Origin of the sequence: Chengkuizengella sediminis (genome assembly GCF_010078385.1) — a bacterium.
Taxonomy (GTDB): domain Bacteria; phylum Bacillota; class Bacilli; order Paenibacillales; family KCTC-33759; genus Chengkuizengella; species Chengkuizengella sediminis.
The window spans coordinates 1-26,848 of the sequence record NZ_SIJC01000004.1 but is presented as its reverse complement, the minus strand read 5'-3'; the positions used below and the strand labels follow the sequence as shown (position 1 = coordinate 26,848).

Annotated in this window: 19 protein-coding genes, 1 rRNA gene, 1 pseudogene and 1 riboswitch; of the genes and pseudogenes, 16 read left to right on the top strand and 5 right to left on the bottom strand. The window is 34.9% G+C overall.

What is annotated here, in order from left to right:
• Positions 1-197: 197 nt before the first annotated feature.
• Entirely contained in the window at positions 198-1,190 is a 993-nt protein-coding gene (locus EPK97_RS09540; protein WP_162036408.1) for a Vps62-related protein, read from the bottom strand.
• A 385-nt stretch (positions 1,191-1,575) separates the two neighbouring features.
• Here EPK97_RS09540 and EPK97_RS09535 point away from each other — a divergent pair.
• The 4 genes and pseudogenes from EPK97_RS09535 to EPK97_RS09520 all read left to right on the top strand — a co-directional run.
• Positions 1,576-1,815, top strand: a pseudogene (locus tag EPK97_RS09535) (DUF4180 domain-containing protein); the annotation flags it as partial.
• Positions 1,816-1,922: 107 nt separating this feature from the next.
• Positions 1,923-2,567 (top strand): formylglycine-generating enzyme family protein, encoded by a 645-nt coding sequence (locus EPK97_RS09530; protein ID WP_170295514.1) that lies wholly within the window; start codon positions 1,923-1,925, stop codon positions 2,565-2,567.
• Positions 2,568-2,610: 43 nt separating this feature from the next.
• Complete coding sequence (locus EPK97_RS09525; RefSeq protein ID WP_162036405.1) at positions 2,611-3,066, top strand: GNAT family N-acetyltransferase; 456 nt, start codon at positions 2,611-2,613, stop codon at positions 3,064-3,066.
• Positions 3,067-3,109: 43 nt separating this feature from the next.
• Positions 3,110-3,475, top strand: coding sequence for a DUF4180 domain-containing protein (locus EPK97_RS09520; RefSeq protein WP_162036404.1), 366 nt, complete (start codon positions 3,110-3,112; stop codon positions 3,473-3,475).
• Between the two features lie 113 nt (positions 3,476-3,588).
• On the opposite strand, the gene EPK97_RS09515 is transcribed toward EPK97_RS09520, so the two are convergent.
• The 3 genes from EPK97_RS09515 to EPK97_RS09505 form a co-directional block, all read right to left on the bottom strand.
• On the bottom strand, positions 3,589-8,115 hold the full coding sequence (locus tag EPK97_RS09515; protein ID WP_162036403.1) for a glutamate synthase-related protein: 4,527 nt from the start codon (positions 8,113-8,115) through the stop codon (positions 3,589-3,591).
• Positions 8,116-8,816: 701 nt separating this feature from the next.
• Positions 8,817-10,127 (bottom strand): glutamate-1-semialdehyde 2,1-aminomutase, encoded by a 1,311-nt coding sequence (locus EPK97_RS09510; RefSeq protein ID WP_162036402.1) that lies wholly within the window; start codon positions 10,125-10,127, stop codon positions 8,817-8,819.
• A complete protein-coding gene (locus EPK97_RS09505; protein ID WP_162036401.1) occupies positions 10,124-11,161 on the bottom strand; it encodes an LCP family protein in 1,038 nt (345 codons plus the stop codon). The genes EPK97_RS09510 and EPK97_RS09505 overlap by 4 nt, the downstream gene beginning before the upstream one ends.
• A gap of 211 nt (positions 11,162-11,372) precedes the next feature.
• Here EPK97_RS09505 and EPK97_RS09500 point away from each other — a divergent pair, with 211 nt between their 5' ends.
• The 11 genes from EPK97_RS09500 to EPK97_RS09445 all read left to right on the top strand — a co-directional run bounded on the left by EPK97_RS09500 (position 11,373) and on the right by EPK97_RS09445 (position 25,288).
• Positions 11,373-12,407, top strand: a complete 1,035-nt coding sequence (locus EPK97_RS09500) for an ABC transporter ATP-binding protein (protein WP_162036400.1) — start codon at positions 11,373-11,375, stop codon at positions 12,405-12,407.
• Positions 12,400-13,194, top strand: a complete 795-nt coding sequence (locus EPK97_RS09495) for an ABC transporter permease (RefSeq protein WP_162036399.1) — start codon at positions 12,400-12,402, stop codon at positions 13,192-13,194. Before EPK97_RS09500 ends, EPK97_RS09495 begins: the two co-directional genes overlap by 8 nt.
• Positions 13,195-13,199: 5 nt before the next feature.
• Entirely contained in the window at positions 13,200-13,985 is a 786-nt protein-coding gene (locus EPK97_RS09490) for an ABC transporter permease (protein WP_162036398.1), read from the top strand.
• Positions 13,986-14,523: 538 nt separating this feature from the next.
• A complete protein-coding gene (locus tag EPK97_RS09480; protein WP_162036397.1) occupies positions 14,524-15,198 on the top strand; it encodes a response regulator transcription factor in 675 nt (224 codons plus the stop codon).
• On the top strand, positions 15,195-16,556 hold the full coding sequence (locus EPK97_RS09475; RefSeq protein WP_162036396.1) for a HAMP domain-containing sensor histidine kinase: 1,362 nt from the start codon (positions 15,195-15,197) through the stop codon (positions 16,554-16,556). The genes EPK97_RS09480 and EPK97_RS09475 overlap by 4 nt, the downstream gene beginning before the upstream one ends.
• Before the next feature lie 251 nt (positions 16,557-16,807).
• Positions 16,808-17,275 carry a thioredoxin-dependent thiol peroxidase gene (gene bcp / locus EPK97_RS09470; RefSeq protein ID WP_162036395.1) on the top strand — a complete coding sequence of 156 codons (468 nt, stop codon included), beginning with the start codon at positions 16,808-16,810 and terminating at the stop codon, positions 17,273-17,275.
• Between the two features lie 210 nt (positions 17,276-17,485).
• A complete protein-coding gene (locus EPK97_RS09465; protein WP_162036717.1) occupies positions 17,486-18,424 on the top strand; it encodes an AAA family ATPase in 939 nt (312 codons plus the stop codon).
• Positions 18,425-18,436: 12 nt separating this feature from the next.
• Positions 18,437-19,612 carry a DUF58 domain-containing protein gene (locus EPK97_RS09460; RefSeq protein WP_162036394.1) on the top strand — a complete coding sequence of 392 codons (1,176 nt, stop codon included), beginning with the start codon at positions 18,437-18,439 and terminating at the stop codon, positions 19,610-19,612.
• Positions 19,602-21,818, top strand: coding sequence for a transglutaminase-like domain-containing protein (locus EPK97_RS09455; protein WP_162036393.1), 2,217 nt, complete (start codon positions 19,602-19,604; stop codon positions 21,816-21,818). Before EPK97_RS09460 ends, EPK97_RS09455 begins: the two co-directional genes overlap by 11 nt.
• Positions 21,819-21,959: 141 nt before the next feature.
• Positions 21,960-23,498, top strand: coding sequence for a glutamine-hydrolyzing GMP synthase (gene guaA, locus EPK97_RS09450; protein WP_162036392.1), 1,539 nt, complete (start codon positions 21,960-21,962; stop codon positions 23,496-23,498).
• 166 nt (positions 23,499-23,664) lie between these two features.
• Positions 23,665-23,765, top strand: a riboswitch (purine riboswitch).
• A gap of 179 nt (positions 23,766-23,944) precedes the next feature.
• Positions 23,945-25,288 carry an NCS2 family permease gene (locus EPK97_RS09445; RefSeq protein ID WP_162036391.1) on the top strand — a complete coding sequence of 448 codons (1,344 nt, stop codon included), beginning with the start codon at positions 23,945-23,947 and terminating at the stop codon, positions 25,286-25,288.
• A 61-nt stretch (positions 25,289-25,349) separates the two neighbouring features.
• Here EPK97_RS09445 and manA read toward each other — a convergent pair whose 3' ends face one another.
• Complete coding sequence (gene manA / locus EPK97_RS09440) at positions 25,350-26,303, bottom strand: mannose-6-phosphate isomerase, class I (RefSeq protein WP_162036390.1); 954 nt, start codon at positions 26,301-26,303, stop codon at positions 25,350-25,352.
• Between the two features lie 437 nt (positions 26,304-26,740).
• On the opposite strand from manA, the gene EPK97_RS09435 reads away from it, so the two are divergent.
• Positions 26,741-26,848, top strand: a 16S ribosomal RNA gene (locus EPK97_RS09435); the annotation flags it as partial.

Sequence of the window (26,848 nt, the reverse complement as noted above, 5' to 3'; positions counted from 1 at the left end):
TTCGTGTCGTACCTTTGTTTGGATGGATTTATTACCATTAGTGAGTTGTATCATAAGTTATAGAATAAACAAGAAGAAGCAACCTCTTAGTGGTGTGCTTCTTCTGAATCTAACTTTAAAATTCTTTTACTAAGCTACCTTTTGAATTCTCCCTTCCCAATCGACAGATCCTGATGGAAATGGATTTCCCATGCTTTTTATTGTAAATCTGGTGAAGTAAATATACTCCTATTCACAACACCACTTGGACCATTATTTAGACGACACTCTCCAGCTATAAATTCAAAATCACAACCATCAGCTTCATTTCCCCATCTATATATAGCCCCACTTGCTGGATCAGAAGGATCCATACCTGGTACTGTATATGTAAAATCATCATTCATCCATAATGGCCATTCTTGTCCTGATAAACCTTCTTTTTGGTGATAGTCATATGCATCAACACTCTTCCAAGTGTCCCAAGCAACCCCTGCACTAGTGATGTCCTGTAATTTCCCTAAAATCCATAAATCCTTATACGTATGTACGCCAGGATCTTTCCAATGTCCATGTGAACCCCATGCAGAATAAACTATAGGGTGAGTGTTCTCAACCTTCTCAATTTCATTCCAAGAATATAGTTCTCCAAAGTTATGAGATGGAAGATAAATTTGCTCCGGCTCGTATGACTCATTCAATCTAATAGAAATATGCTCCCAATCACCAACATGGTTACCCCAAATTGTATCTATAATAGATTTCCCTCTATTGTATGGATAGAAAACCCAATAGGTAATATCCGTTACGCCATTCTCTTTATCGACCCAATAAGAATATATCTTTGCGGAGTTTAAATCTCCATTAAAATAACTAAGCCGGTCTGATGGACTGGATAATGCTTCTTTCGACTTCAGCCAGTATTTATTTTCACCAGATGGAATATACCTCTCCACATATGGAAACATCCATTCAACTGAAGAAGGGAAATATCTTTCATTCTCATCCATCCATATTCTAGGTGCGAACTTCGTTAATATTTCTAATTTTTCATCAGTTGTCAATTCTTCAGCTGAAGTATCTGTAATAAATAGTAGAGAACTAACAGTCGTGATTAATAAAAGTAATAATCCAATTTTTGCACTTTTCTTTGCCATTGAAGCAAAATTAGACATCGAATTAATAAAAATGATAGCCAATATTTTTTTCATTTTTAATTTACCTCTTTCTTCACTTAATGTTATTTAATCTAAAGTTATTATTCGATAAAATAATCTAAAAACCTCCTAAATAACCCCAATAATTACAAATATGTAAATATGAGTTTATTGGAAATGAGGTAAGTAATGATAAAATCGCTGGTTAACGTTTAGCAAGCTGGTGCGCTCTTCTCGAAGAAGGGTGTTTTTCAATTAAGGTTATCTTTGTGGAGGAGGATTTAGTTTTAGTTTGTAGAAATGATTAGGGTAAATACTTCTTAAGTAAAAGATGAGACACATAATTATTTGTATGCCTGCGAAACTTTGCGCGGATTAAATATGAAAAACTTTGGAGCTTTCATTGTTTTATAGATTATTTATTCTTTGGAGGACGATTATGAAAATTACTAGAGTAAAAGAGAATGATGCAGAAATAGCCATTGTAAATAGCAGTGATGTTCTGATAACTGATGTTCAGTCGGCATTGGATTTTATGGCAACAGTAAACTATGAAGCAGGCTGTAATTGCATAATTTTAAATAAATCAGCACTATGTGAGGAATTTTTCAACTTAAAAACAAAACTTGCTGGGGAGATATTACAAAAGTTTATTAATTATCAAATGAAAATTGCAATACAAAACAGGCTATTGAAAAACTGAGCACTGGTTAACTCACCATATGAGTAGTAAATTGGGAGGTAGGTAGAGTGTCTAATGAAATTACTAGCCATATTGTTAATGGAATGGTAAAAATTCCAGGTGGAGAAATAGAATTAAGAGACGATAGAATAAAAAATAAATGGAAGGTCGAAATAAACTCCTTTCTTCTTGCTAAATATCCTGTAACCAAGGATTTGTATTATGCCATTACTGAAAAATCACCTATTTCTTTTAAAGGAGATCAAAAACCTGTTGAGAATGTTTCGTGGAATAATGCAATTTCTTTTTGTAATCTACTTTCTCAGAAAGCTGGATTGAGAGAGTGTTATTCTACAAGTAATGATGGTGGAATTATCATCTGTGATTGGGAATCAGATGGCTACCGTCTCCCTACAGAAGCTGAGTGGGAGTATGCATGTAGAGCAGGAACTGCTCAATATAGATACGGAGAGATTGATAAGATTGCCTGGTATTATGAAAATTCAGATGGTAAAACCCATGAAGTAGGAAGAAAGGAACCGAATGCATGGGGTTTGTATGATATGTTAGGGAATGTTTGGGAGTGGTGTTGGGATTTATATGATGAAAAAGTATATGGTTCTTACCGAGTTTTTCGGGGTGGGGGTTGGTACGATCCGGCTAGGGGTTGTGGGGCTTCGTGTCGTCGTCGCAGCCATCCATCGTTTGGTATAGACGACCTTGGATTCCGACTTGCGAAGTCTTTTTAAATAATTGAAATAGATAATTATAATAGACTAAGGAGTGATTTATTTGAATATTAAAATAGATGATTTAACTAGATCTGAGGTGATTGAATTAGTAGGGGAACATCTTCACAGTATGGCACTAAATTCCCAACCAGAAAGTAATCATGCTCTAAACCTTGAGGAGTTAAAACAGTCAGATATTACATTCTGGAGTGCATGGGAACAAGAGGAATTAGTTGGTTGCGGAGCACTTAAAGAACTTAGTGAACAACATGTAGAGATAAAATCAATGAGAACTTCATCCTTACATTTAAGAAAAGGTGTTGCTAAACGACTTCTTGAATACTTAATTGAAGAAGCTAAGCGACGCGGCTATTCACGAATAAGTTTAGAAACAGGTCCAATAGATACTTTTGGTCCCGCTCTGAAGCTTTATGAAAGCTTTGGATTTCAACATTGCAAGCCGTTTGAAGATTACACTGAGGACCCAAATAGTGTATATATGACAAAGGAGTTATGATTTCATTCCTAACAAAAGATTATTATTTCGTCGGAGGGAAACTATGCAAATAACTACGATAAAAGAGAAAGATGCAGATATTGCCATTGTAAATAGTAGTGAAATATTGATAACGGATGTTCAGTCAGCATTGGATTTTATCGCAACTATAAACTATGAAACAGGTTGTAATCGTGTAATATTGAATAAATCAGCATTATGTGAGAATTTTTTTAACTTAAGAACACAACTTGCAGGAGAAATATTACAAAAGTTTATTAATTATCGAATGAAAATTGCAATAGTGGGTGATTTTTCTGTGTATTCAAGTCATAGTTTAAAAGATTTTATTAATGAGAGTAACAATGGTAAGGATTTATTCTTTTTGACTAATGAGAAACAAGCGATTGAAAAACTAAGTACTGTTTAACTAACTATATGGTAATAGTCATCTTGGTGATTTGCATATTTTAGCTTTATATAAAATATGCAAAGAGGCGATCAAATGGATCGCCTCTTATCAATAACCGTACTTTAGTGATTTTATTCCGTTACAATGCCTTGAATCTCTTGGAAGTTTTCTGATGAAATCATCACAAAGTTCTCATCAAGATTTTCTAACAAAGCGCTAATTTTTTCAGCAGCTTCTGATTGTCCTGAGTTATTTAATTCTTCACGATAAATGTTTAACAGTTCATTTAGATCACTGTGGCTTTTATCAGTAAGTGGATTGATGAATACTTTGGCTCCAGTTGCGATACGACGCTGGATTGCTTCTTTATCAAAGCCCATTTCTGGATTTAATCGCTGATAGATTACACCGCCAGTCATACCCGCACAAATCCAAGCTCCAGGATCTCCTAACACAACTGCGCGACCGTTTGTCATATATTCAAAAGCAAAACCTTTTAAATTAGCACGAATAGATATCGCACCTAAATCATCTTGAATAGGTTGTTGAATTTCTCCACCAAAGATAACATCTGCCCCAGATAATCGAATACAAGCACGAGAGTCAGCGTCACCTTGAACGATGAACAATCCGCCTTGAGCTCCATAACAAAATGATTTACCGACGGAACCATTAATGAATTTTCCATGTTTACCTGTGGATTTTAAGATCGCTACTTTTCCACCATATGACATTTTACCAACACCATCTTCAGACCCACCTTGAACCGTAATATCCACACCGTTAGCATTAAAGGCTGCTAATCCAATACCAGGTACAGAACCGTCCGTTATTTTTATTTTTACTTTTGGTAAGTCATTATAAGTTCCGTTATAACGATCTCGAACGCGATGACTAGAATAACGAGTTCCCAAAATTCTTGCATCCGCTACTACACCAGACCATGTTTTTTCCACTGTCGTTTCAAAGGATACTGCATCTGGGAAGTATTCTTGGCCTTCAGCACCAGCTGCAACACCTATGATATCAGATGTAGAAATATTTGCTTCCATTGATGGTACTACAAATTGGATTGGTGCAGGACGTAATAAGTCAGATAAATCCATTTTTTCAGCATAATTAATTTGTTTTAATAAATCAGAACGTCCAACTAAATCTTGTGCATTTTTATATCCAAGCTTAGCAACAATGTCACGGATTTCTTCACCCATACCACCGAAAAGTCTAACAAGTGAATCTACCGCTGTATCATACACACGAGGTACGAAACGACGTAATCCTCTTTCTTCAGCTTCTTCAAGTGAATCGATTTGTGTTGAGATTCCAACATGACAAGTATCTAAATGACAGCCACGGCATGTTGTGCAACCGATAGATTGCATTGCAATACTACCAAATCCACAACGATTTGCACCAAGCATGATCATTTTTACAACATCCGCTCCTGATTTCATACCACCGTCAGACCATATTTCTACTTTATCTCGAAGTCCTGCTTCAATCAAAGCATTATGAGCTAATTTTGTACCAATTTCCGTAGGTAAACCAACGTTTTGCAAGGAATGGACACGAGCAGCTCCTGTACCGCCGTCAAAACCAGATAAAGTTATAATGTTTGCACCAGCTTTAGCAATCCCTACTGCGATTGTACCAATGTTAGGAACCACAGGTACTTTGATGCTGATTTTACATTTACGTCCACTAGCTTCTTTTAATTCAGAAATAATTTGCGCTAAATCCTCGATTGAATAAATATCATGATTATTTGAAGGTGAAATTAAATCTGAACCAAATGTAGCATTACGTGCTTCTGCAATTTTATCGTTTACCTTTTGCCCTGGTAAATGCCCGCCTTCACCAGGTTTCGCACCCTGACCAATTTTGACTTCTAATACAGCAACACCATTCACAAGTTCAACATTGACACCAAAGCGGCCAGATGCAATTTGTGCACCACGTGTTTTTTTGTATTTACCTAACATATCTTTAATTTCTCCGCCTTCTCCGTTCATCGTAATCATATTTAGGCGGTTACCAGCTTCAGCATAAGCGCGGAAGGCTGTTTCATTTTGTGAACCAAAAGACATGGAGGAGATTAACATTGGATAATCATGATCTCCGATTCCGATATTCACTTCTGACGGATCTAAAGGTTTATGTGTTTCATTTGCTTTTTCATAATCAAAATCAGCTAAGTGACGGATGGATATAGGATTTTTCTTTTCTTGCTCACGAAGTTTTTCTTCATAATCCCCATATGGTGCAGAGCCATCAGCAGCTTCGTTTAAAGATTTCCACATACGTTGGAAGAAGTGGAAGTTACGCGCTGGTTTTGCTTTTTCTTGATGATAAGACTCATAACGTTCTTCAGCTTCTTTTTCAAGGTCAGCAAAACTTTTTCCAGCCTTTTCACTTCCTAAGTAATTGACTATATCTAAAACTTCTGCAACCTCTGGATGTAAACCAATGGATGAGAAGAAACGTGTGTATCCACGTAATTCATGAGTACCAATGGTAGAAATAACCTTTTCCAAACCTTTTTTAAGTGCAAGATACACTTTTCTTGCAGCCGGAGCATCTTCTTTATCAGCAGCCGTAGAAAAAATCATATAAGGTGAAATAAGGTCAGCACCGAGTCCAACAGCAACCGCGATGTCATGTAAACTTCTTACTGCTCCAGAGCGTAAAATAATGCTAGTTTGACGACGAAGATTTTCTCCTTTATCTGATACTTTAGATTTTAGAGCTAGATCAATTTTAGATACAGATAAATGAGGATCTAACCATAATTGACCATTTTGATGTGCTCTAACATCATCTAATAATAATAGAGAAGCTCCGTTTTGAACCGCATTTTTTGCATCCTCAGCTAATTTTTCTAAAGCATCCTTTAATTTTGTACCACGAGAATAAGTAAGAGATAAAACTGCTACATTATTTTCTCCCTGTTGACGGAATTCTCCAAGGAGTTGTTCTAATGATAATTGATTTAATTGACTTAAGCTGTCTGTACCAAGAGTTCCTTCCAATACGATAGGTGAAGGTAGTTCAATACGTAATTTTGCATCGATAGCACCGTAGATTGAAGGGCGAGGTCCAATGACAACACGTGTAGAAAAATGCTCAGTTTCACGATCACGATCAATCGCTGGATTCGTTACAACAGCAACACTTTCTTTAATAAAGTCAGGAATGTTTTGTCTTTCCCAGTGGATTGCAGCTAAAGGACCATCATGACCTAATGAACGAATTGGCTCAGCACCTGTTTTAGACATGGATTCAATCATTTGAATACCTTCGCGATCCCAACCAAATGCACTATATAAATTACCTGTAGCTTCTACATCTTCATTTAATGTTATGTTTAGATCACTTGAAGCAAATGTAAGGTGTTTATTTAATCCGGAAAAATCAACGCGTGATTTTGCACGTTCTAATACAATGTTTTGAATTTCGCTATAAGAAACGACTTCTACATGAGCATTTTCTGTAAGTTTGACACCTACTTTTTCACCCGGTGAAATTGGTTTTGGTTCATTCACCATTTCACCGACAGTAATGATTCCTTGTTCTGATGAGAAGTATAAAGAAGTTTCACTTTCCACCATCCATAATGGACGAAGTCCTAAAGCATCAACGCTGAATACACATTCGTTTTCATAACGGGATACGATACCAGCTGGTCCTTGTGCAAAGTGACCCCACATCTGTCGGTAGTATACATATAAATCTTGCAGATCTGTTCTGAACTGTTTCATTTCATTAATTATCGGTGGGAATACAAGCTCCATGGCTTCAAACAAGCTTAATCCAAAGCGATGAATGAAAGTTTCAATCGTACGATTCATATCCTGTGAATCACTACCTCCATCAAGTAAAGGAACATTAACCATCTCTGCTTCATGTCTCATCTTTTTGACTGTATTGATTTCACCATTATGCCCTAAAATGCTTGAAGGCTGAACCCGGAAAAAGTTAGGTAATGTATTTGTAGAATAACGATTATGTCCTATAGTAACTTGTGCAGCAAATAACTCTTCTTGTGTATCATTGAAATATTTAGGTAAGATACTTGCTGCTCCCATGACTTTATATGCAGCTGTAGTTGAGCTTAGTGAAGCAACATGGACGTTAAACTTATCCTCAATATCAATATGAAGTTCAAATAAATGGTCGTTGATATTGACTTTTGGCTTTTCACAAATACCAGCTACTTGCCAAAAAGTGGGTTCATCATTAAGAGCATATTTCCCCAACACATCATTGTTTACTTCGTTTTCTTGCTCTAAAACTATATTTACTTCTGAAGCTTTAAACATTTCACGGATCTGTGCTTGCATTTCTGCTACAGAAATATCTAATTTTCTAGGAAGGAAAATATGAGCGATCATAAAACGATGATCATAAGCTAGTTTTCCGTTTAAATTAGCGTCAGTTAATCGTTTCCCCCATAGTGCTCTTGGAATATCTGTGAGAATCCCACATCCATCCCCTTCTCCTTCTATAAAACCAGAACGATGCTCCATCATGACCAAAGCATCAATTGTTTTCTTTATATTATTACGAGAAGGTTTCCCATCCTTTTCAATAATACAGATGATTCCACAGCTATCATGCTCTGATTGTAATAGGTTTTGAAATTTACTCTCATTCATCATGAGTTCTTTCATAGTTTGGTCAGTTGTTCAATGAACTGACCTTCACCTCCTTAAAAATAATAAAGACAATGATATATAGTATAGGTTTAGTAACGAGTGAAAAGCAGACATTTTACTGAACTGAATAGGTATTATAAATGCAAATATTATTATAAATATTCATTGTGGGGAAGCTTTTATGAAGAGTGAATCTAGTAAATGCTCATTATGAATATCTAAGTGTTTTCTTAATTGGAAACCTATAAGGTGTGATATGATGTTCGTCTGCCCAAATGGATATGGTAGTTATTTGCTGAGCCATAGGATATGGCTGTTATTTCAGAACAGGACGTTCTGATCCATCAATGATCAAAACAGGACGTTTTGATGCAAACATCGCCAGCACAAGATCGTGACATGATGTAAGTTTGTCTGCAATAGATGGGAATTGAGGTACACTAAAAACAAACCCGATATCTGAGATACAAAATTATTATATAGAATATCACGAATTTTAAAATGACACAATAGATACTATTGTCAAGAGTGTGTATTAAATGTGAACCCTTGTGTTTATTGGAGTCTGATATCGTATTTATTTCAAATTACACCAACCTAAAAAACGAACTATTATAAGCGCTATTACTACAATAATTCGTTTTTTATAATTATAAAATGAAAATATAAAGAGAGGTTTAATTTATTGTCTGCATAAAAATGTTTTATCGCTTCATCTTGTTAAAGGTATTTTGTACGGCAAGTATCGTTTGATGAATATCTTCTAATGTATGGGCTATAGTGATGAACCAAGCTTCATATTTAGATGGAGCTAAATTAATCCCGTCATTTAACATAAAGTTGAAAAATTGAGAAAATAATTCACCATCCGTATTTTGAGCGTCTTCATAGTTTTTTATTTCATGATTGCAAAAATGAACTGAAAATGCACCGCCAATTTGATTGATGGTCAGTTCAATGTTGTAATGCTCAGCTGCTTCTTGAATTCCATTCGTTAATGCATCCGCCATTTCATATAAATGTGGATAGGTTTCGGGTTGCTTAAGTACTTCTAAACAAGCTATCCCTGCTGAAATGGAAGCTGGGTTTCCAGCCATCGTTCCTGCTTGATAAGCTGGTCCTAAAGGTGCAACCTGCTCCATAATTTCCTTTTTTCCACCATAAGCACCAATAGGTAATCCACCCCCAATAATTTTACCCAGGGCAGTTAAGTCAGGTTCGATTGCTTTTTTGTCAGGGAAAAGTTTATAGCTTTGTGCAGCTCCATAATGAAAACGGAATGCACTGATCACTTCATCGTAAATAACGAGTGCACCAGCTTGTCTTGTATATAAACAAAGTTGCTCTAAAAACCCTTCTTCAGGTTCAACCATACCGAAATTCCCTACAATGGGTTCAATCATTACCGCAGCAACATCATCTCCCCAATCATCTAAAGCTTGTTTCAATGCTTCAATATCATTAAATGGTACAGTAATGACCTCACTTGCTATGTTTGTCGTAATTCCTGCACTATCTGGAATACCAAGTGTAGAAGGACCTGAGCCTGCGGCAACAAGAACTAGATCTGAATGTCCATGATAACAGCCAGCAAATTTGATGATTTTTCTCTTGCCTGTAAAAGCTCTTGCTACACGAATGGTTGTCATAACAGCTTCAGTGCCTGAATTTACAAATCGCACCTTATCCATGGATGGGATCGCTTGTTTTAGCATTTTTGAAAATTTGTTTTCTAGCTGAGTAGGAGCACCATATAAGGTTCCATTTTGTGCAGCTTTTGTAATAGCTTTTGTTACATTAGGGTGTGCATGTCCTAAAATAATCGGACCATATGCAGCTAAATAATCTATGTATTTATTCCCGTCTACATCCCAGAAATAAGCACCTTCGGCTTTTTCCATAAATACGGGAGCACCGCCACCGACAGCTTTAAAAGAACGGGAGGGGCTGTTAACCCCTCCGACAATGTGTTCTAATGCTTCTTTATAATGCTGTTCAGAACGTTCTCGGTTCATTGTCCTTCACTTCCTGTTTCATCTGATTCTAGGTTTGTTTCTTCATTTTCTTGTGGAACCTCTTCTAAAGCAGCTTGATCAAATAAGTCTTGAATATATTGTTGCATCTCAGTTTCATCCGTTACAAGATACCATATTCCATCAATTCTCTCATCTCTTACGTTATTTGAAGGAGGTAATTGCTCCGTTTGAAATCCATTGTCTTTATGTTTGTAGGCTAATGATCCTAACTTTGCCATTTCAGAGACAGTTAAATTCGTTTCAATATAGGGCTCTACTTCCTCCAATGTTTTAGGCAAGTTAATCAGATTGGTGAAGGTTAACATTTCATCCGCAACAGCTTTTAACAAGTTTCTTTGTCTTTCTGTGCGAGAGAAATCTCCTTGTGCATCATAACGAAAACGTACATATTGTAATGCTTTTTTACCATCTAATTGTTGTAATCCTTCTTTGAGATTGATGTCAAATTCAGGTCCATCAGCTCTACTTGTATAGTACATATCTTTTTCAACATAAAATTCTACTCCACCAATCGCATCGACTAGTTCAGTAAATCCTTCAAAATCTACATAAACATAGTATTGAATAGGTAAACCGGTAAAATTGCTCACCGTTTCCATCGCTAGATTTGGACCACCGAAAACTAAAGCCGCATTTATTTTAGTTCCCCAATGACCAGGGATATCTACGTATGTATCACGTAAAATTGAAAATAAAAATGCTTGTTTTGATTCCGGATCAAGAGAAAGTACCATCATCGTATCGGAACGAGGGACCTCATTTTCACTAAGGCCTCTAGTATCTCCACCTAATAATAAAATATTTACTCGTTCGTTCCCTTCCCATTCAGGTGGTTCATAAAATGCATCGCCGTCGAATTTATCAAATGGTGATTCGCCATCTGCTTGAAAATTATTTGCGGTACTAACAATAGAACTAATGTAATAAGTAAGGAAAATTACAATTGGAATGAAAATAATGAGAGATGTCCATAATAGTCGTTTACTTTTTTTCTTTGGTTTTTTAGTAACCATCTTATAAATTTGTCCTTTCGTGTTGAACTATTCTTTTTAGAATGCTTCATGTATGATATAAAGTGATCTAGCATTGACATCCTATTTATCTTTTCTCTTTATATAGAAGTTCTAGGATGTGAAGACAAGATAAGTAATATCTAAAATTATGATGGAAAATGCTCAACATTTCAAGGCGTACACTAGAAATACCAGAAATAGGAGTGTAATTATGTCAGCAATTCATGTAAATCAACTTCGAAAAGTATTTAAAGTACAAAAAAATAGAGAAGGTCTAAAAGGAGCATTCCAAGATTTATTCAAAAGACAATACAATCAAGTTGCAGCTGTAGACGATATTAGCTTTCAAATTCCAAAAGGTGAAATCTGTGGATACATTGGGGAAAATGGTGCGGGAAAATCGACTACGATAAAAATGTTAACAGGTATTCTTGTTCCAAGTTCTGGACAAATTGAAGTGAACGGTATGATTCCGTATAAAGAAAGAGAAAAATTTGTTCGTGGTATTGGTGTAGTATTTGGACAAAGAAGTCAATTATGGTGGGATATTGGTGTGATTGAATCCTTCCAGCTGTTGAAAAAAGTATATCGTGTACCTGAAAATGACTTTAAAACTCGTTTAGATGAAATTGTAGAACGTTTGCAGTTATCTGAAATATTAAATCGTCCAGTTCGAAAATTAAGCTTAGGTCAGCGTATGAGGTGTGAATTAGCAGCCTCTTTATTACATAATCCATCCATTTTATTTTTAGACGAACCTACTATTGGTTTAGACATTGTAGTGAAAACAGAAATAAGAAAATTTTTAAAAGATATGAATCAAAAATATGAAACAACGATATTATTAACGACACATGATTTACAGGATATTGAAGCATTATGCTCACGTGTGATAATGCTCGATCAAGGTCATATTATATATGACGGAAGTCTACAAAATTTAAAGGATAAATGGGGTAAGGGAAAGGAAGTTCATTTTCAATTTCAAAAAGGTTATCCACTATCTCATCTACATGAGTTAACAAAAGGGTTAAATGTGAAATGGTCAAAAGAAAATGAGTTGGCGGCAAAAGTGTGGATTCCGCAAAAAGAAGTGAATGTATCTGATGTGTTAAGTCGCATCGTAGGGTTTACTGAGATTAGTGATATTAAAATATTTGAAACAAATACAGACGAAATCGTGAGAGAGATTTATAAATCTGGCTCTGCAGAAAAACCAAAGGAAGTGGTAGCTTCCAATGTTTAGTGCTTACATAGATATGATTCGAATTCGTTTTTTAATGATGTTAGCTTACCGTGTAAACTATTACAGTGGGATTATCATTTATGCGATTAATATTGGTGCTTATTATTTTTTATGGAAAGCCATTTACGGGACGAATGAAACGCTAGGTGAATTTACAGTTTTACAAATGACAACATATGTTGCAGTGTCCTGGATGGCAAGAGCATTTTATTTTAATAATTTAGATCGAGAAATTGCGAATGAGATCAAAGATGGAAGTGTTGCAGTCCAATTAACAAAACCATATCCTTATTTGATTTTTAAAATGATGCAGGGTTTAGGAGAAGGATTATTTCGATTATTGTTGTTTTCGATTCCGGGTATGGTTATCGTAACCCTTATATTCCAAATAGAGCTGCCAACTCAATTTGATGTTTGGTTGATCTTTATGGTAATGATCTTTTTTAGCTTTTTAATTAACTCACAGATTAATTTATTAACAGGTATGTTTGCATTTTTTGTGGAAAACAATGAAGGTTTAATGAGATTTAAAAGAATTGCTGTGGATCTTTTTTCTGGATTAATTATCCCGATATCCTTTTTCCCAGGTTGGGCCCAGAAGGTTTTAGAGTGGCTTCCATTTCAAGCCATTACCTATTTGCCTGCTTCTGTTTTTACGGGCAGAGTCGTAGGGAATGCGATTTATAATGCATTTATTGTTCAAGTATTTTGGTTTGTATTTTTGAGTGTTCCAATTTATGTAATTTGGAAGATGGCAAGACGTCGACTCGTTGTGCAGGGAGGTTGAGAAAAATGTATTATGCCTCAATTTTTACAGATTATTTTAAAACCTATTTGAAAACACGGATGACTTATCGAGCTGATTTTTTGATTGAAGTAGTAACGGATTTATTATTTCAGCTGACAAATTTATTTTTTATATTAGTGGTATTTTTACATACAAATTCTTTGGGTGGTTGGTCCATTTATGAAATGCTGTTTATATACGGGTATTTTATGATCCCTTATGGCGTATTCACTTGTTTTTTAAACCTATGGGGCTTTAATGAACGGTATATTGTAAAAGGAGAGATGGATCGGATTTTAACGAGACCAGCTCATAACTTAGTCCAGCTCGTTTTAGAAAACATGGACCCTGCTTCTTTATTTGGCTCTCTTACAGGTTTCATTATTATGGGGTATGCGTGGCTTCATCTTGATGTTTCTTTTGTTTGGTATGATCCATTTGTGCTTATATTAATGGTAATCGGTTCAGTATTGATTTATGGCGGGGTATACATATTAATTACGTCGTTATCGTTTTTTTCGGATTCACCGACAGGAATCACACCTATGATCTGGAACATACAAAACTATGGGAGATACCCAGTTGATATTTACAATAAGGTGATAAAATTTACGTTAACTTGGTTGTTGCCTTTTGCATTTGTAGGTGTATATCCAGCATCCTTTTTCTTAGATAAAGACATTCCCCAAGGTTTTGCGTTGTTAACACCAGTAGTAGGAATCGTATTTTTTAGTATTGGTTTTATGGTTTGGAACATCGGTGTAAATAGGTATAAGGGGGCTGGATCTTAGAGACTTCTGAGTTGTGGGCAGATGAACTAGGTGATTACTCTTATTCCTTCCACTTGCACAAAGCGCAAAAGTCACTCACAAGAGTAATTCACTAGTTCATTACAGTGAGGATACAGAAGTCTTAAGACCGATTAGGTGAAAGAGAGGGAGAGAAGCACTCTTATTTGTTCCACTTGCAAAGCCCACAAGAGTCACAAATAAGAGCAATGCACTAACGAGTATATCAAGATGTAGAAGTCTTAAGACCATCAGAAAGAGAAAGATTCGGGGGCCCGTATACAAGTAATAAAATGTTTTCTCAAGCATCACATCAAGAAATAATAAATGATCATTCAAAAAAAGGGTGGAAGTTAGTTCAAGTCTCATGGTAAACCAACTAAACATGAAATTATATTTGAAAGATTAGTATAATCCAAAATTTATAATGAAATCCTTAAACAATATATAAGTTGTTCATATTTAGTTCATATAACACTGTTAAAATAAAACAAGTTATCCATAGACATGTTAATTTTGAAGAGTGAAAGGAGATTCAATCATGGTTAAAATTTTGGTTGCAGACGATGATGAAAGTATTCGTCATCTAATTTCACTTTATCTTAGTAATGAAGGCTATATGATACTTGAAGCCAATGACGGCATTGAAGCATTGAATATTTTGGAAAAAGAAAAAATTAATCTTGCGATTATTGATATTATGATGCCTCATATAAATGGATGGGAATTATGTAAGGAGATTCGTGATTTATACGAAATACCTGTATTAATGGTAACGGCTAAAGGTACTACGGAAGATAAAGTAAAGGGATTCGAGTTAGGTACTGACGATTATTTGGTGAAACCTTTTGATCCTATAGAATTAATTGTGCGAGTGAAAGCTTTGCTTAGAAGATATAAAGTAATGAACTCACAAATTATTAAAATTGGTGATATAGAAATGGATGCAAAAACGAAAAAAGTGTCCATCAATGGAGATAGTTTAACGTTGCCCTTGAAGGAATTTGAGGTATTGTTTCAGTTAGCAAATTTTCCTAACCAAATATTCACTCGAGATCAACTGATTGAAAAAATTTGGGGTCTGGATTATGAAGGAGATGACAGAACTGTAGATGTACACATTAAACGTCTACGGCAAAGAATTAAAGAAAAAACCGATAGGATACAAATCTCTACTATTAGAGGTTTAGGTTACCGTTTAGAGGTTATATCATGAGAAAATCCATTTATATTAGATATGCCTATCTTTTTATAGCTGCTGTATTAGTCAGTTTGATGATTGGTTTATTAGCTGCATATTTTATTTTTTACAGCGATTTCAAACAAAAAATAGATCAGCGTTTAATTGAGGTTGGGGAAGAGTTTATGGAGTTGTATCAATCAACACCAGAAGAGGACATGGAATCCTTTTTTAATAACTCAACTTTGTTTACTTATCGTATAAATCTCTATCAAGAACATAATCAGGTTATTTCGTATGGATCTAATATTGAGAATTATACCATTAAAAACGAAGATGTTGAACAGGTGCTTAGAGGAGAAAAATTTAGTGCAGATACGGTTACATGGTCAGATGATCCAGCAGAACGTATTGTTGGTATGCCATTTAAAATTGACAATATAAGGTATGCACTGTTTATTTCACCTGATTTTCCCGCAGAATGGAATCAAATTAAATATTTATTTCAAATTATTTTATTTACGATCTTAATTATAGGTAGTATTTTATTTAGCATTTCAGCTACTTATCTTGTTATCCCTATACGACGTTTAACAAAAGCAACAAAGGAATTAGCTAAGGGGAACTATGATGTGCAGATTAAACATCGAAGGAAAGATGAAATCGGTGATTTGACAGATAGCTTTAATCATATGACACAACAACTACAAAAACTTGAATCAATGAGACAAGAATTTGTAGGTAATGTATCTCATGAAATTCAATCACCTTTAACATCGATTCGTGGTTTTACAAAAGCAATAAAGGATAATTTGGTTAAAGAAGAGGATCGACATAAGTATTTACAAATCATTGAGGATGAGAGTAAACGACTTTCTAAATTGAGTGAGGATTTATTAAAACTCGCTTCTTTAGATTCTGAAAACCATCCATTTCGCCCTAAAACTTATAATTTAGATGAACAAATTAGAAAAGTTGTAGTGAAAAGCGAACCTCTATGGTCAGAAAAACAGTTGAAAATTGATTTGAATTTACCTAAAGTTACAATCCATGCGGATGAGTCTCAGTTGGAACAGGTATGGATAAACCTTCTCACAAACAGTATTAGATATACACCTGACAACAAAAAAATATATATATCTATATATAAAACTGAATCAATCATCAAAGTTATTTTTAAAGACACGGGGATTGGGATCAAATCAGAAGATTTACATCATATTTTTGAACGTTTTTATAAAGCGGATAAAGCAAGAACTAGATCTTTTGGTGGGAATGGATTAGGTCTTTCAATCGCACATAAAATTGTCTCCATCCATCATGGACAAATTAAGGTAGATAGTGAATTTGAGAAAGGGACATCTTTCACTGTTATATTACCTATAAGGCAATAAGTATTAGTGTAATTTTGACTTTACCTCTCTGTTTAAAGCTGCATTACTGGCTGATCAATGTTTGTTAGTTAAATGAGTTTCTTGGATTTTAATGGATATAATCTGTATAATAGGTTTTAAGTAATGCTAGTTGAACATGTACAATATTGTCTTGATTAGAGGATTTGTTGGAAATGAACTTTTTGAAAAGCAAATTTTCTTTGTATGATCAATGGTTTACATGTATGTACTATTGAAGGGATTGAAAGCAAATGTCACAAGTAACTGTTGGACAAGCAGTTCCAAATTTCACACTACCAGCATCTAATGGAAAAGAAGTTTCATTAAGTGATTTTCGTGGGAAAAACATAGTTATTTATTTTTATCCAAAGGATATGACACCGGGATGCACGACTGAATCTTGTGATTTCCGAGACTATCATGGAGATTATGGGAAGCTGAATACAGAAGTGATCGGAATAAGTCCAGACGATCTAAAATCACATGATAAGTTTATTGCAAAACATGAACTTCCATTTCTATTGTTGGCTGATGTGGAAAAAAAGGTTTGTGAATTGTTCGGAGTATGGGTTCTTAAAAAAATGTACGGCAGAGAATATATGGGTGTTGAGCGTTCTACTTTTTTAATTAATGCTGATGGTGTCTTAGTAAAAGAGTGGCGTAAAGTAAGAGTAAAAGAGCATGTTCAGAAGGTGCTTGAAGTTGTAAGGGAATTGTAATAGGAACACTTTATAAGTTTGAAAATGTATATGTAAAAAGAGAAGGATAGATGAAGCAGATGTTTCTGTTTTATCTATCCTTTTTTTCTAACGTTATAAAATACTAAAAAAGTGGAAATGATAGAAAAAAAGGACCAAATGTGATAGAGGAGGTTTATATCATTGAATACTAGAGATACTTCTTCATTTTTATTTGAACAACCACAGGAAATGGTAGAAAGAGTGATTCAAAACATAGAGAAAGTCATCATAGGGAAGAGAGATTCGATTGAAAAGGTATTAATTGCATTTATCAGTCAAGGACATGTCTTAATTGAAGATATTCCTGGTGTAGGTAAAACAATGCTAGTACGAGCATTGGCAAAATCTATTGATTGTTCTTTCAATCGCATCCAGTTTACACCGGATTTATTGCCAACTGATATTACGGGCATTTCGATGTACAATCAAAAAACTAGAGACTTTGAATTTAGACCAGGACCATTAATGGCCAATATTGTACTTGCTGATGAAATTAATCGTACATCTGCAAAAACACAATCTGCTTTACTTGAAGCTATGGCTGAAAAAAGCTTAACCGTAGATGGAACAACGTATAAACTACCAGCCCCATTTTTGATTCTAGCAACACAAAATCCTTTTGAATATGAAGGGACATACGTTTTGCCAGAAGCGCAGATGGATCGGTTCTTAATAAAAATTCATCTTGGTTATCCCAATAAAGAACAGGAAGTAAGTATGTTAGAAAGAGTACAAAATGGTCATCCAATTGAAACATTAAAAACAGTGTTATTCAAAGAAGAGTTAGTAGAATTACAAAAAAAGGCTGGGACAATTCACGTAGATGGTGCGTTGAGGGAATATATTGTGCAAATATCTGAGGCCACTCGTCAACATCCTCATCTATTGTTAGGAGTGAGTCCACGTGCCTCGATAGATTTAATGAAAGCTTCTCAAGCGATAGCTTTAATCAGAGGTAGGAATTATGTCATTCCTGATGATATCAAAGAACTCATTATACCTATATTTGCTCATCGTGTTGTGTTAAAACAAAACATAGAGATGGCAGGTGTGAATACTACTTCAGTATTAATGAAATTAAGAGAAGAGCTTCCGATACCAACACTAAAATATGTCTCGTTAGGTTAGAAGGTTGAATCAATGAATAATTTGAAGATGATTTTTGTTTTACTAATATGGACAAGTTCACTTAGTTATAGCTGGTTTAAGGGCGGGTATTCTGCATGGTTTGTGAGTTATAGTCTCAGTTTATTACTGTTTTATTTAATCATTGTGAGATTGGCGAACCCGAAGATGAAAACCCAAAGAACAATCTCAAGTGAAACATGGATCTCAGGTGAAAATATTTCGGTGAAAATGAACATCCAGCTTCAAACCTGGCTTCCATTTGTATGGATCGTTGTAGAGGATGAATGGCATAAACAAACTTATTTCCCACGACTTCAATCAACTGTGCAATACGAATATTTTATTGTAAATTGTCAAAGAGGAAAATATGAGTCAAAAGGGCTTCAAATTATAATAAAAGATTTGTTTGGTTTCATTCGTAAAAAAGTAAAGATTGATTCAGAGCTGCAATTCATTGTATATCCTGAACCGATTCCTATCGTAAAATGGAGAAATGTACAGAGTGAATCAGAAGATAGCAATCAGACATCTTCACAAAGAAGTTATGAATCTCTTCAATTTAGTGGGATTCGTGATTATAGCTATGGTGACCCAATGAATCGCATTCATTGGAAAATGTCTGCAAAATCAAATAAATTAAAAACAAAAGAACGTGAATTTTCCCATGATTATAAAATGATGCTTTTTTTAGATGCGAATAAAAATGCTGATCATTTAGATTCATCATGTTTTGAAACTGCAGTTCAAGTTGCAGCAAGTTTATTACGTTATGGGAAAAACCAGAGGATTGGTTTAGGTTTAACAAGTAATAACCTTGAACAATATAAAGAGCCTTTAACATCTTCATTTAAAATGCAACAAGCTTATGAGTTTCTAGCAACCGTGATTCCTAATGGAAAAATTTCTTTTCACGAAACCATGCGTCAGCAGATGATGGGCATTCAGAAGGATGTAATGAATGTTTGCATCACATCTAATTTAGATGATCAGTTAATAAATACATGTTTATTTTTACGTAAACAGATGAGAAAAATAAACATAGTGTTCATCTATGGATCGGCAGTATTAAATATTCAGCAAAGGAAATATATAAAATCACTGGAAGAAATGGGATGTCGGATTGAACCTGTCAATTCACGTCATTCCCATTCGAAAATAAAACAAGGAGGATTGCAACATGGAGCATAATGTGAAACCTCTAAACCATCCTAAAGAATGGATTGTAAGCGGAATCATCTGTGTTTTTCTTTTTATTTTGTGTTGGGAATGGATCCATCCTTTGCTTACGATATCTAATTTTAAAAATATGTTTGGAATATATCCTTTTATCATCACTTTAGGATTGTTTATACTTATTGATTATTTATATATTCCTTTTGTCATCAATTGGTTTTTTAAAATATGTATCTGTTGGTTCCTCATTATATATGGTTTTTATTCCAATGATATTTTTAATATTCAAGCCTCTGTACAGTACTTTCAAGTCATCACATCCGATGTTAGTCACATGTGGAATGGGAAATGGCATTTATGGAGTAGTGAAAATAGGGTTTTTATGTTTGTATTTGGTTGGTCAATCATTATTTCAATTATTCAATCATTGATGGTTCGTCAACTCATCAGTGGATGGTTTGTCACGATAACAATTATGTATCTTTTCTTTTTACAGCTTGTATTTGGAATGGATACTTCGATGGCCATTATACGAAGTTTATCGATAGGGCTTTTGTCCATGGCGTTATTGCACTATGTTAAGATGAAACAGCACAATACAAAAAACTCACTCGTTCATCAAAATAAAAATTCAATGATGATATGGACTATTTCTGTTGTAATCATCATTTGTATGATTATTTCTGTGGGGATGATTTTATCAAAGGATAAAACCAAGGAAATTGAAGTATTAAACTTATCTGTTTTTCATGACTATTTAAAAGAGATGGCTTCATCTGCAAAAGTAAGTGGGGAGAATATTATGAATGAAAACCTCAACCTTTCTTTTTTAAGTGGTTATGGATTGGATGACTCCACTTTGGGTGGGCAAGTTCAACTAAATCATGATCCCGTTTTTGTAGGTGAAACAGAGAAAGAAACATATTGGCGAGGAGAAACAAAAAGTTTTTACGATGGAAAGGGTTGGCTTCAAGTTGAAAATGCTCCACAACTAGCTGATGGATTTCATGTAGAGACAAGCATACCAACAGAAATCATACAACAAAACGTATTAATTCAAAATCATAACCTTGGAAATATTGTGTTTAGCGGTGGAACTATTCATCAATTTGATGGCTTAGTTACAAGTGATGGTACCTTTTATGCTGAAGACTCATTGATGATTGATCCTTCTACACAAAGATACAACATTCAGAATTTAAATGATGAAGTATTGTATTATCAAATGAAAGTAGAATTACCAGACTATGAATCACAAAGGATTCAAAATACTAACTTAAAAGTGGAACAAACTCAACTAAGTCATGAGGAACGTCTAAGGTATTTGCAGCTTCCTAAGACATTACCCCCTCGAGTGAAAAACCTCAGTGAGGAAATTACAAGTGAGTTAACACACCCTTATACTAAGACTTTAGCTATAGAAAAATATTTAAAAGAAAATTATGAATACAATTTAGAAAAAACGGTCATACCAGCAGCAAATGAAGATTTTGTAGATCATTTTTTATTCGAGCAAAAACTAGGGTATTGTGATCACTTTTCAACCTCTATGGTGGTCATGCTTCGTTCTATTGGCATTCCTGCAAGGTGGGTCAAAGGTTTTGCCCCTGGAGAATTACAAAATACGAATGTACAATTAAACGGAGGGTTAAAAGAATATATTGTTCGAAACTCAGATGCTCATTCATGGGCTGAGGCTTATATTGAAGGGATAGGATGGATTCCATTCGAACCTACACCTGATTTTACAAGCCATGTCGATGAACAAGTGGTCACAGCATTAAATCAATCTTTTATTGAAGAATCGATGAAGGAGTCTCAACCTTTTGCGAATCAAACATTTAATAAGTCTTTGTTATGGGGAATTGTAGGTTTGATTTCAATTGTTGGATTTTTACTGGTTACTTATTTAAATTGGAGAAATGACCTTGCGTTATGGTATAAATTAAGAAAGCTTGATTTTTCGGAAAATAAAAAGGATATGCTTGTGAAAAGATATGAGCGGTATTGGGTGAAGTTATTTCATTATTTTGGTGAAATTTCTCAAGGACAATCAGTTAAAGAGTACGTTGCAGCCTTAAAATTCCCAAAAGAAGAACAGAATATGGCACTGAATGAATTTGCTTCAAAATATGAGATTCTCCGTTACAGTGAAAATCCTAATGAATGGATATCTAAGAAAAAATTAAATGAACTATGGTACAAAATGGTGAATAAATGATTGACGACTAAGAATCACAGAACTTTATATGTTAAGGGAGCCCACTGCTTAAGCAGTGGGTCATTGACGATACATATAATTGTTGTTATTGTGTATTCATTGAGTACATAAACGTATAGAACCAAAATTTAGGAGGAAAAAATGAGCAAACCACATGAGATGATCGTAGTATTAGATTTTGGGGGTCAATATAATCAATTAATTGCCCGAAGAATTAGAGATTTAGGAGTATACAGTGAGCTGCTACCTTACAATACACCTGTTGATAAAATTCTAGAGCTTAATCCAAAAGGAATTGTATTTTCAGGTGGTCCGTCTAGTGTATATGAAGAAAATTCTCCCTTAGTTGATGAAGCAATCTATGACATAAACATTCCGATTTTCGGAATTTGTTATGGAATGCAACTCATATCACATCAGTTAAAAGGTAAGGTTGAACGAGCTGAACGTAGAGAGTACGGTAAAGCGTTGGTTGACTTTGAAGACCATAGTATTTTAACAAAAGGTTTGGAGAAAAATCAGCAAGTATGGATGAGCCATAGTGATTTGGTTATTGAACCACCTACAGGTTTCGTAGTTGATGCTAGTACAGAGCATGCTCCAGTTGCAGCCATGAGTCATCCGGATAAGAAAGTATTTGCAGTACAATTTCATCCTGAAGTCCGCCACTCTATTTATGGGAATGATATGATCAAAAATTTCTTGTTTGATGTGTGTGGTTGTACAGGTGATTGGACGATGGAATCATTTGTTGAAGATACAATTCAAGATATTCGAAATAAAGTAGGCGGTCGTAAGGTTTTATGTGCGCTTAGCGGGGGAGTGGATTCTTCTGTTGTTGCTATTCTTATACATAAAGCAATTGGTGATCAGCTGACTTGTATGTTTATTGATCATGGATTACTTCGTAAAGGTGAGGCCGAAAGTGTGATGGAAACCTTTAGCGGGAAATTTGATATGAACGTAGTAAAGATTGATGCTCAAGATCGATTCTTAGGTAAATTAAAAGGGGTTTCAGACCCTGAACAGAAACGTAAATTGATCGGAAATGAGTTTATTTATGTTTTTGATGATGAATCGAAAAACATTGGAGATTTTGATTTTCTAGCCCAAGGAACGTTATATACGGACATCGTAGAAAGTGGTACAGATACTGCTCAAACGATTAAGTCTCATCATAATGTTGGCGGTTTGCCAGAGGATATGAAATTTGAATTAATTGAACCTCTAAGTGCGTTGTTTAAAGATGAAGTGCGTAAAGTGGGAGAAGAGTGCGGTTTGCCGCAGGAAATCGTTTGGCGTCAGCCTTTCCCTGGACCAGGATTAGCAATTCGAGTGCTTGGTGAAGTTACAGAGGACAAGCTAACTATCGTGCGAGAGTCAGATGCAATTTTACGTGATGAAATTAAAAAAGCAGGCCTGGATCGTGAAATTTGGCAGTACTTTACTGCACTTCCTAACATGAAAAGTGTTGGAGTCATGGGAGATGCACGTACTTATTCCTATACGGTAGGTATTCGAGCTGTGACCTCCATTGATGGTATGACTGCGGACTGGGCACGTATTCCTTACGATGTTTTAGAAAAAATTTCTACACGTATTGTTAATGAAGTGGATCATGTGAATCGCATTGTACTTGACGTGACCTCAAAACCACCTGCAACGATTGAGTGGGAATAGATTAAGATTCTTTTATTTATAATCGGAAATAAATCCTTTTTGAGGATTATAAAATTAAATTGACCATCAAAATCCGAACATTAATTTCTCTATAGGGAAATATGTTCGGATTTTTTGTTGACAAAACAGGGGGTTGGGCATAAAATGGAAATGTAATTTTAAAACGGCAGATTCAGTCTTTATATTTCGTATAATCTTGGGAATTGGCCCAGGAGTCTCTACAAGGTCACCGTAAATGACCTTACTTCGAAAAATTAACGCGTATTTACAAAACATCTAAAAGTGGTGGAATAATCATCTTTTGATAAGGCTAAATTTATTATTCCATATAAGAATTGTACTGGAATTTGTTGATACGTTCATTTTTTGAAACCTTTGGTAGAGAAGAACATACCAAGAGGTTTTTTTTGTTTTAAAATAAAATTTTTTTATGGAGGCAAATTTAAATGGGGAAGAACAATGAAACGGGTTTTGCGAAATATTTTGAATTCAGTAAATTTGGTACGAATTACAGACGTGAAACGGTGGCAGGAATCACTACATTTTTGGCAATGGCTTATATTTTGTTTGTGAATCCGGACATGTTAAGTGCTGCTGGTATGGATTTTGGAGCTGTATTTACGGCTACAGCAGTCGCTGCAATCATAGGTACACTAGTTATGGGTCTTTTTGCTAAGTATCCAATTGCATTAGCACCTGGTATGGGTCTAAATGCATTTTTTACTTTCTCAGTAGTTATTGGTATGGGTATTCCTTGGGAGCAAGCACTTTTGGGTGTTTTAGTTTCCGGGATTATATTTTTAATATTAGCACTTACAGGTGTGAGGGAAGCGATCATTAATGCGATTCCTTCTGGGTTGAAACATGCAGCAGCAGCGGGTATTGGTTTATTTATTGCTTTTATAGGATTGAAAAATGCGGGAATTATTGTTGCAAATGAAGCCACTTTTGTAACATTAGGTGATTTATCCGCAAACACTACATTATTAGCTATATTCGGTATTGTAATCACAGCTATTTTTATGACACGCAAGTTAAAAGGTGCCATTTTTTATGGAATAGTCATTACAACGATTGCGGGTATGATATTCGGTATCATCGAGCCTCCAACAGGTTCCCCAGTAGCAACACCTCCAAACGCATCTGCATTTGGCGCTTTATTTGATCCATTATTTATTAATGGAGAATTTGATCTGTCTGTTATGTTTTCAGCAAGTATGTGGATCGTTATATTTACATTTTTATTTGTAGATTTCTTTGATACTGCTGGAACATTAGTTGGAGTAGCTACACAGGCAAATCTTATGAAAAACGGAAAATTACCAAGAGCGGGAAGAGCGTTGACAGCTGATTCTGTAGCTACCATTACAGGTGCAGTTATGGGTACTTCTACAACAACGTCTTATATAGAATCATCTGCTGGGGTTGCAGCAGGTGGACGTACAGGATTTGCTTCCGTTGTCACTGCGGGGATGTTTGCTTTATCTTTATTCTTTTTCCCATTACTGTCAGTTATTACACAAGAAGTAACGGCTCCTGCTTTAATTATGGTTGGGGTATTGATGGCTGCTAGTTTAGGTAAAATTGAATGGAACAAAATTGAAGAAGCTGTCCCTGCATTTTTAACTGCAATTACAATGCCTTTAACCTTTAGTATCGCAACGGGAATTGCACTAGGGTTTATATTATATCCTTTAACTAAAATTTTTAACGGACAAGCTAGAAAAGTACATTGGATTATGTATCTAATGTTCATAGTTTTCATTGCATACTTTGTTTGGTTAGCATAATATCTAAGTAAAAACAACACCCATCAATTCAAATTCTAATAGAAATTTGATGGGTGCTGTTTTAAGAAGGGAACGATATGATCATTTCTGTATTTCCACGGATCGTAAAATCACTCATTTGGTATGGCAATATAAAATGATCCCCTTTTTGAAAGGTAAACTCTCCGTCAAGTGTTTCAAGTATTCCTTCACCTTCTAATACACTGACTAATTGAAACTTTTTATTCTGATTAAACTGCGATTCTCCGTTGATCTCCCATTTAAATGCCGAAAAGTATTTCTCTTCAACAAATTTCGTTATAGTTGCATCTTTTTGTTTTGAAATCACTGGATCAATGGACTCGTTTTGATGTGGTATTGTTGTTACTTCGATCGCTTTATCTAAATGTAAATCCCGAACCTGACCATTCTGATCAATTCTATCATAATCATATACTCGATAGGTTGTATCAGAATTTTGCTGTGTTTCCAATACTAATGTTCCCTCACACAAAGCATGGATAGTACCACTTGGCACATAAAAAAAGTCACCTGGTTTAATTTTTACTTTTCGCAATAAATCCGACCACAACCCTTGTTTCACCCACTGTAAAAGTTGTTTTTTAGAACTTGCATGGTGTCCTAAAATCATCTCCGCATCTTTTTTACAATCAATAATATACCAACATTCAGTTTTCCCTAGTTCTCCATTCTCGTTTTGCTGGGCATATTGATCATCTGGATGTACTTGAACAGATAGATCCTGACTTGCATCTAAAATTTTCGTTAACAATGGGAATTTATCAGAAGGGAAAAAACCAAATAATTCTTGATGTTTATCCCATAGGTTGCTCAAGGACAATCCCTTATATAAACCAGATTTTACTTCATTAGTCCCATTTGGATGTGCGGATATCGCCCAACACTCTCCTACGTTATCTGAGTTCAACTCATAGTTGAATCTTTTTAATGAAGTCCCACCCCAGATTCTTTCTTTAAATAGAGGTTTCAAAAAAATGGGAGATTTTGTAGTCATGTATACTCTCTCCTTTTATCTATGTTGTATTTTATTTTACTATTATAGCAAAATGATAGAGAAAAAAATGCGAATCTGATGAGTTGCTTTTGATATTTTTCTACAATTTAAGTATTTCCAGTTGATATATTATATGAAGTTTGTTATATTTATCTTTATCGCTACGAAATAACATAAAAAAAGATGTTGCATTTTATATAGATTTTATGTTATATTAATTAAGTCGCCGTTGAAACGGATGATATAAGTGATGATAGATATTTATAGTATTTGCACCTTGAAAACTGAATAACGAGTGAACTTAAGGAGACCTGAAAGATATTCAGGAATCCAAACAAATAGCTCAAAAGTTTTAAACTTTTGGGAACCCGGATATAACATGTAACAAAGAATGAGCCAAGCGCTCTAAATGGTTGTGGTCGTAAGATTGCAACTCTTTAATGGAGAGTTTGATCCTGGCTCAGGACGAACGCTGGCGGCGTGCCTAATACATGCAAGTCGAACGAAGATCTTAAAAAGCTTGCTTTTTAAGATCTTAGTGGCGG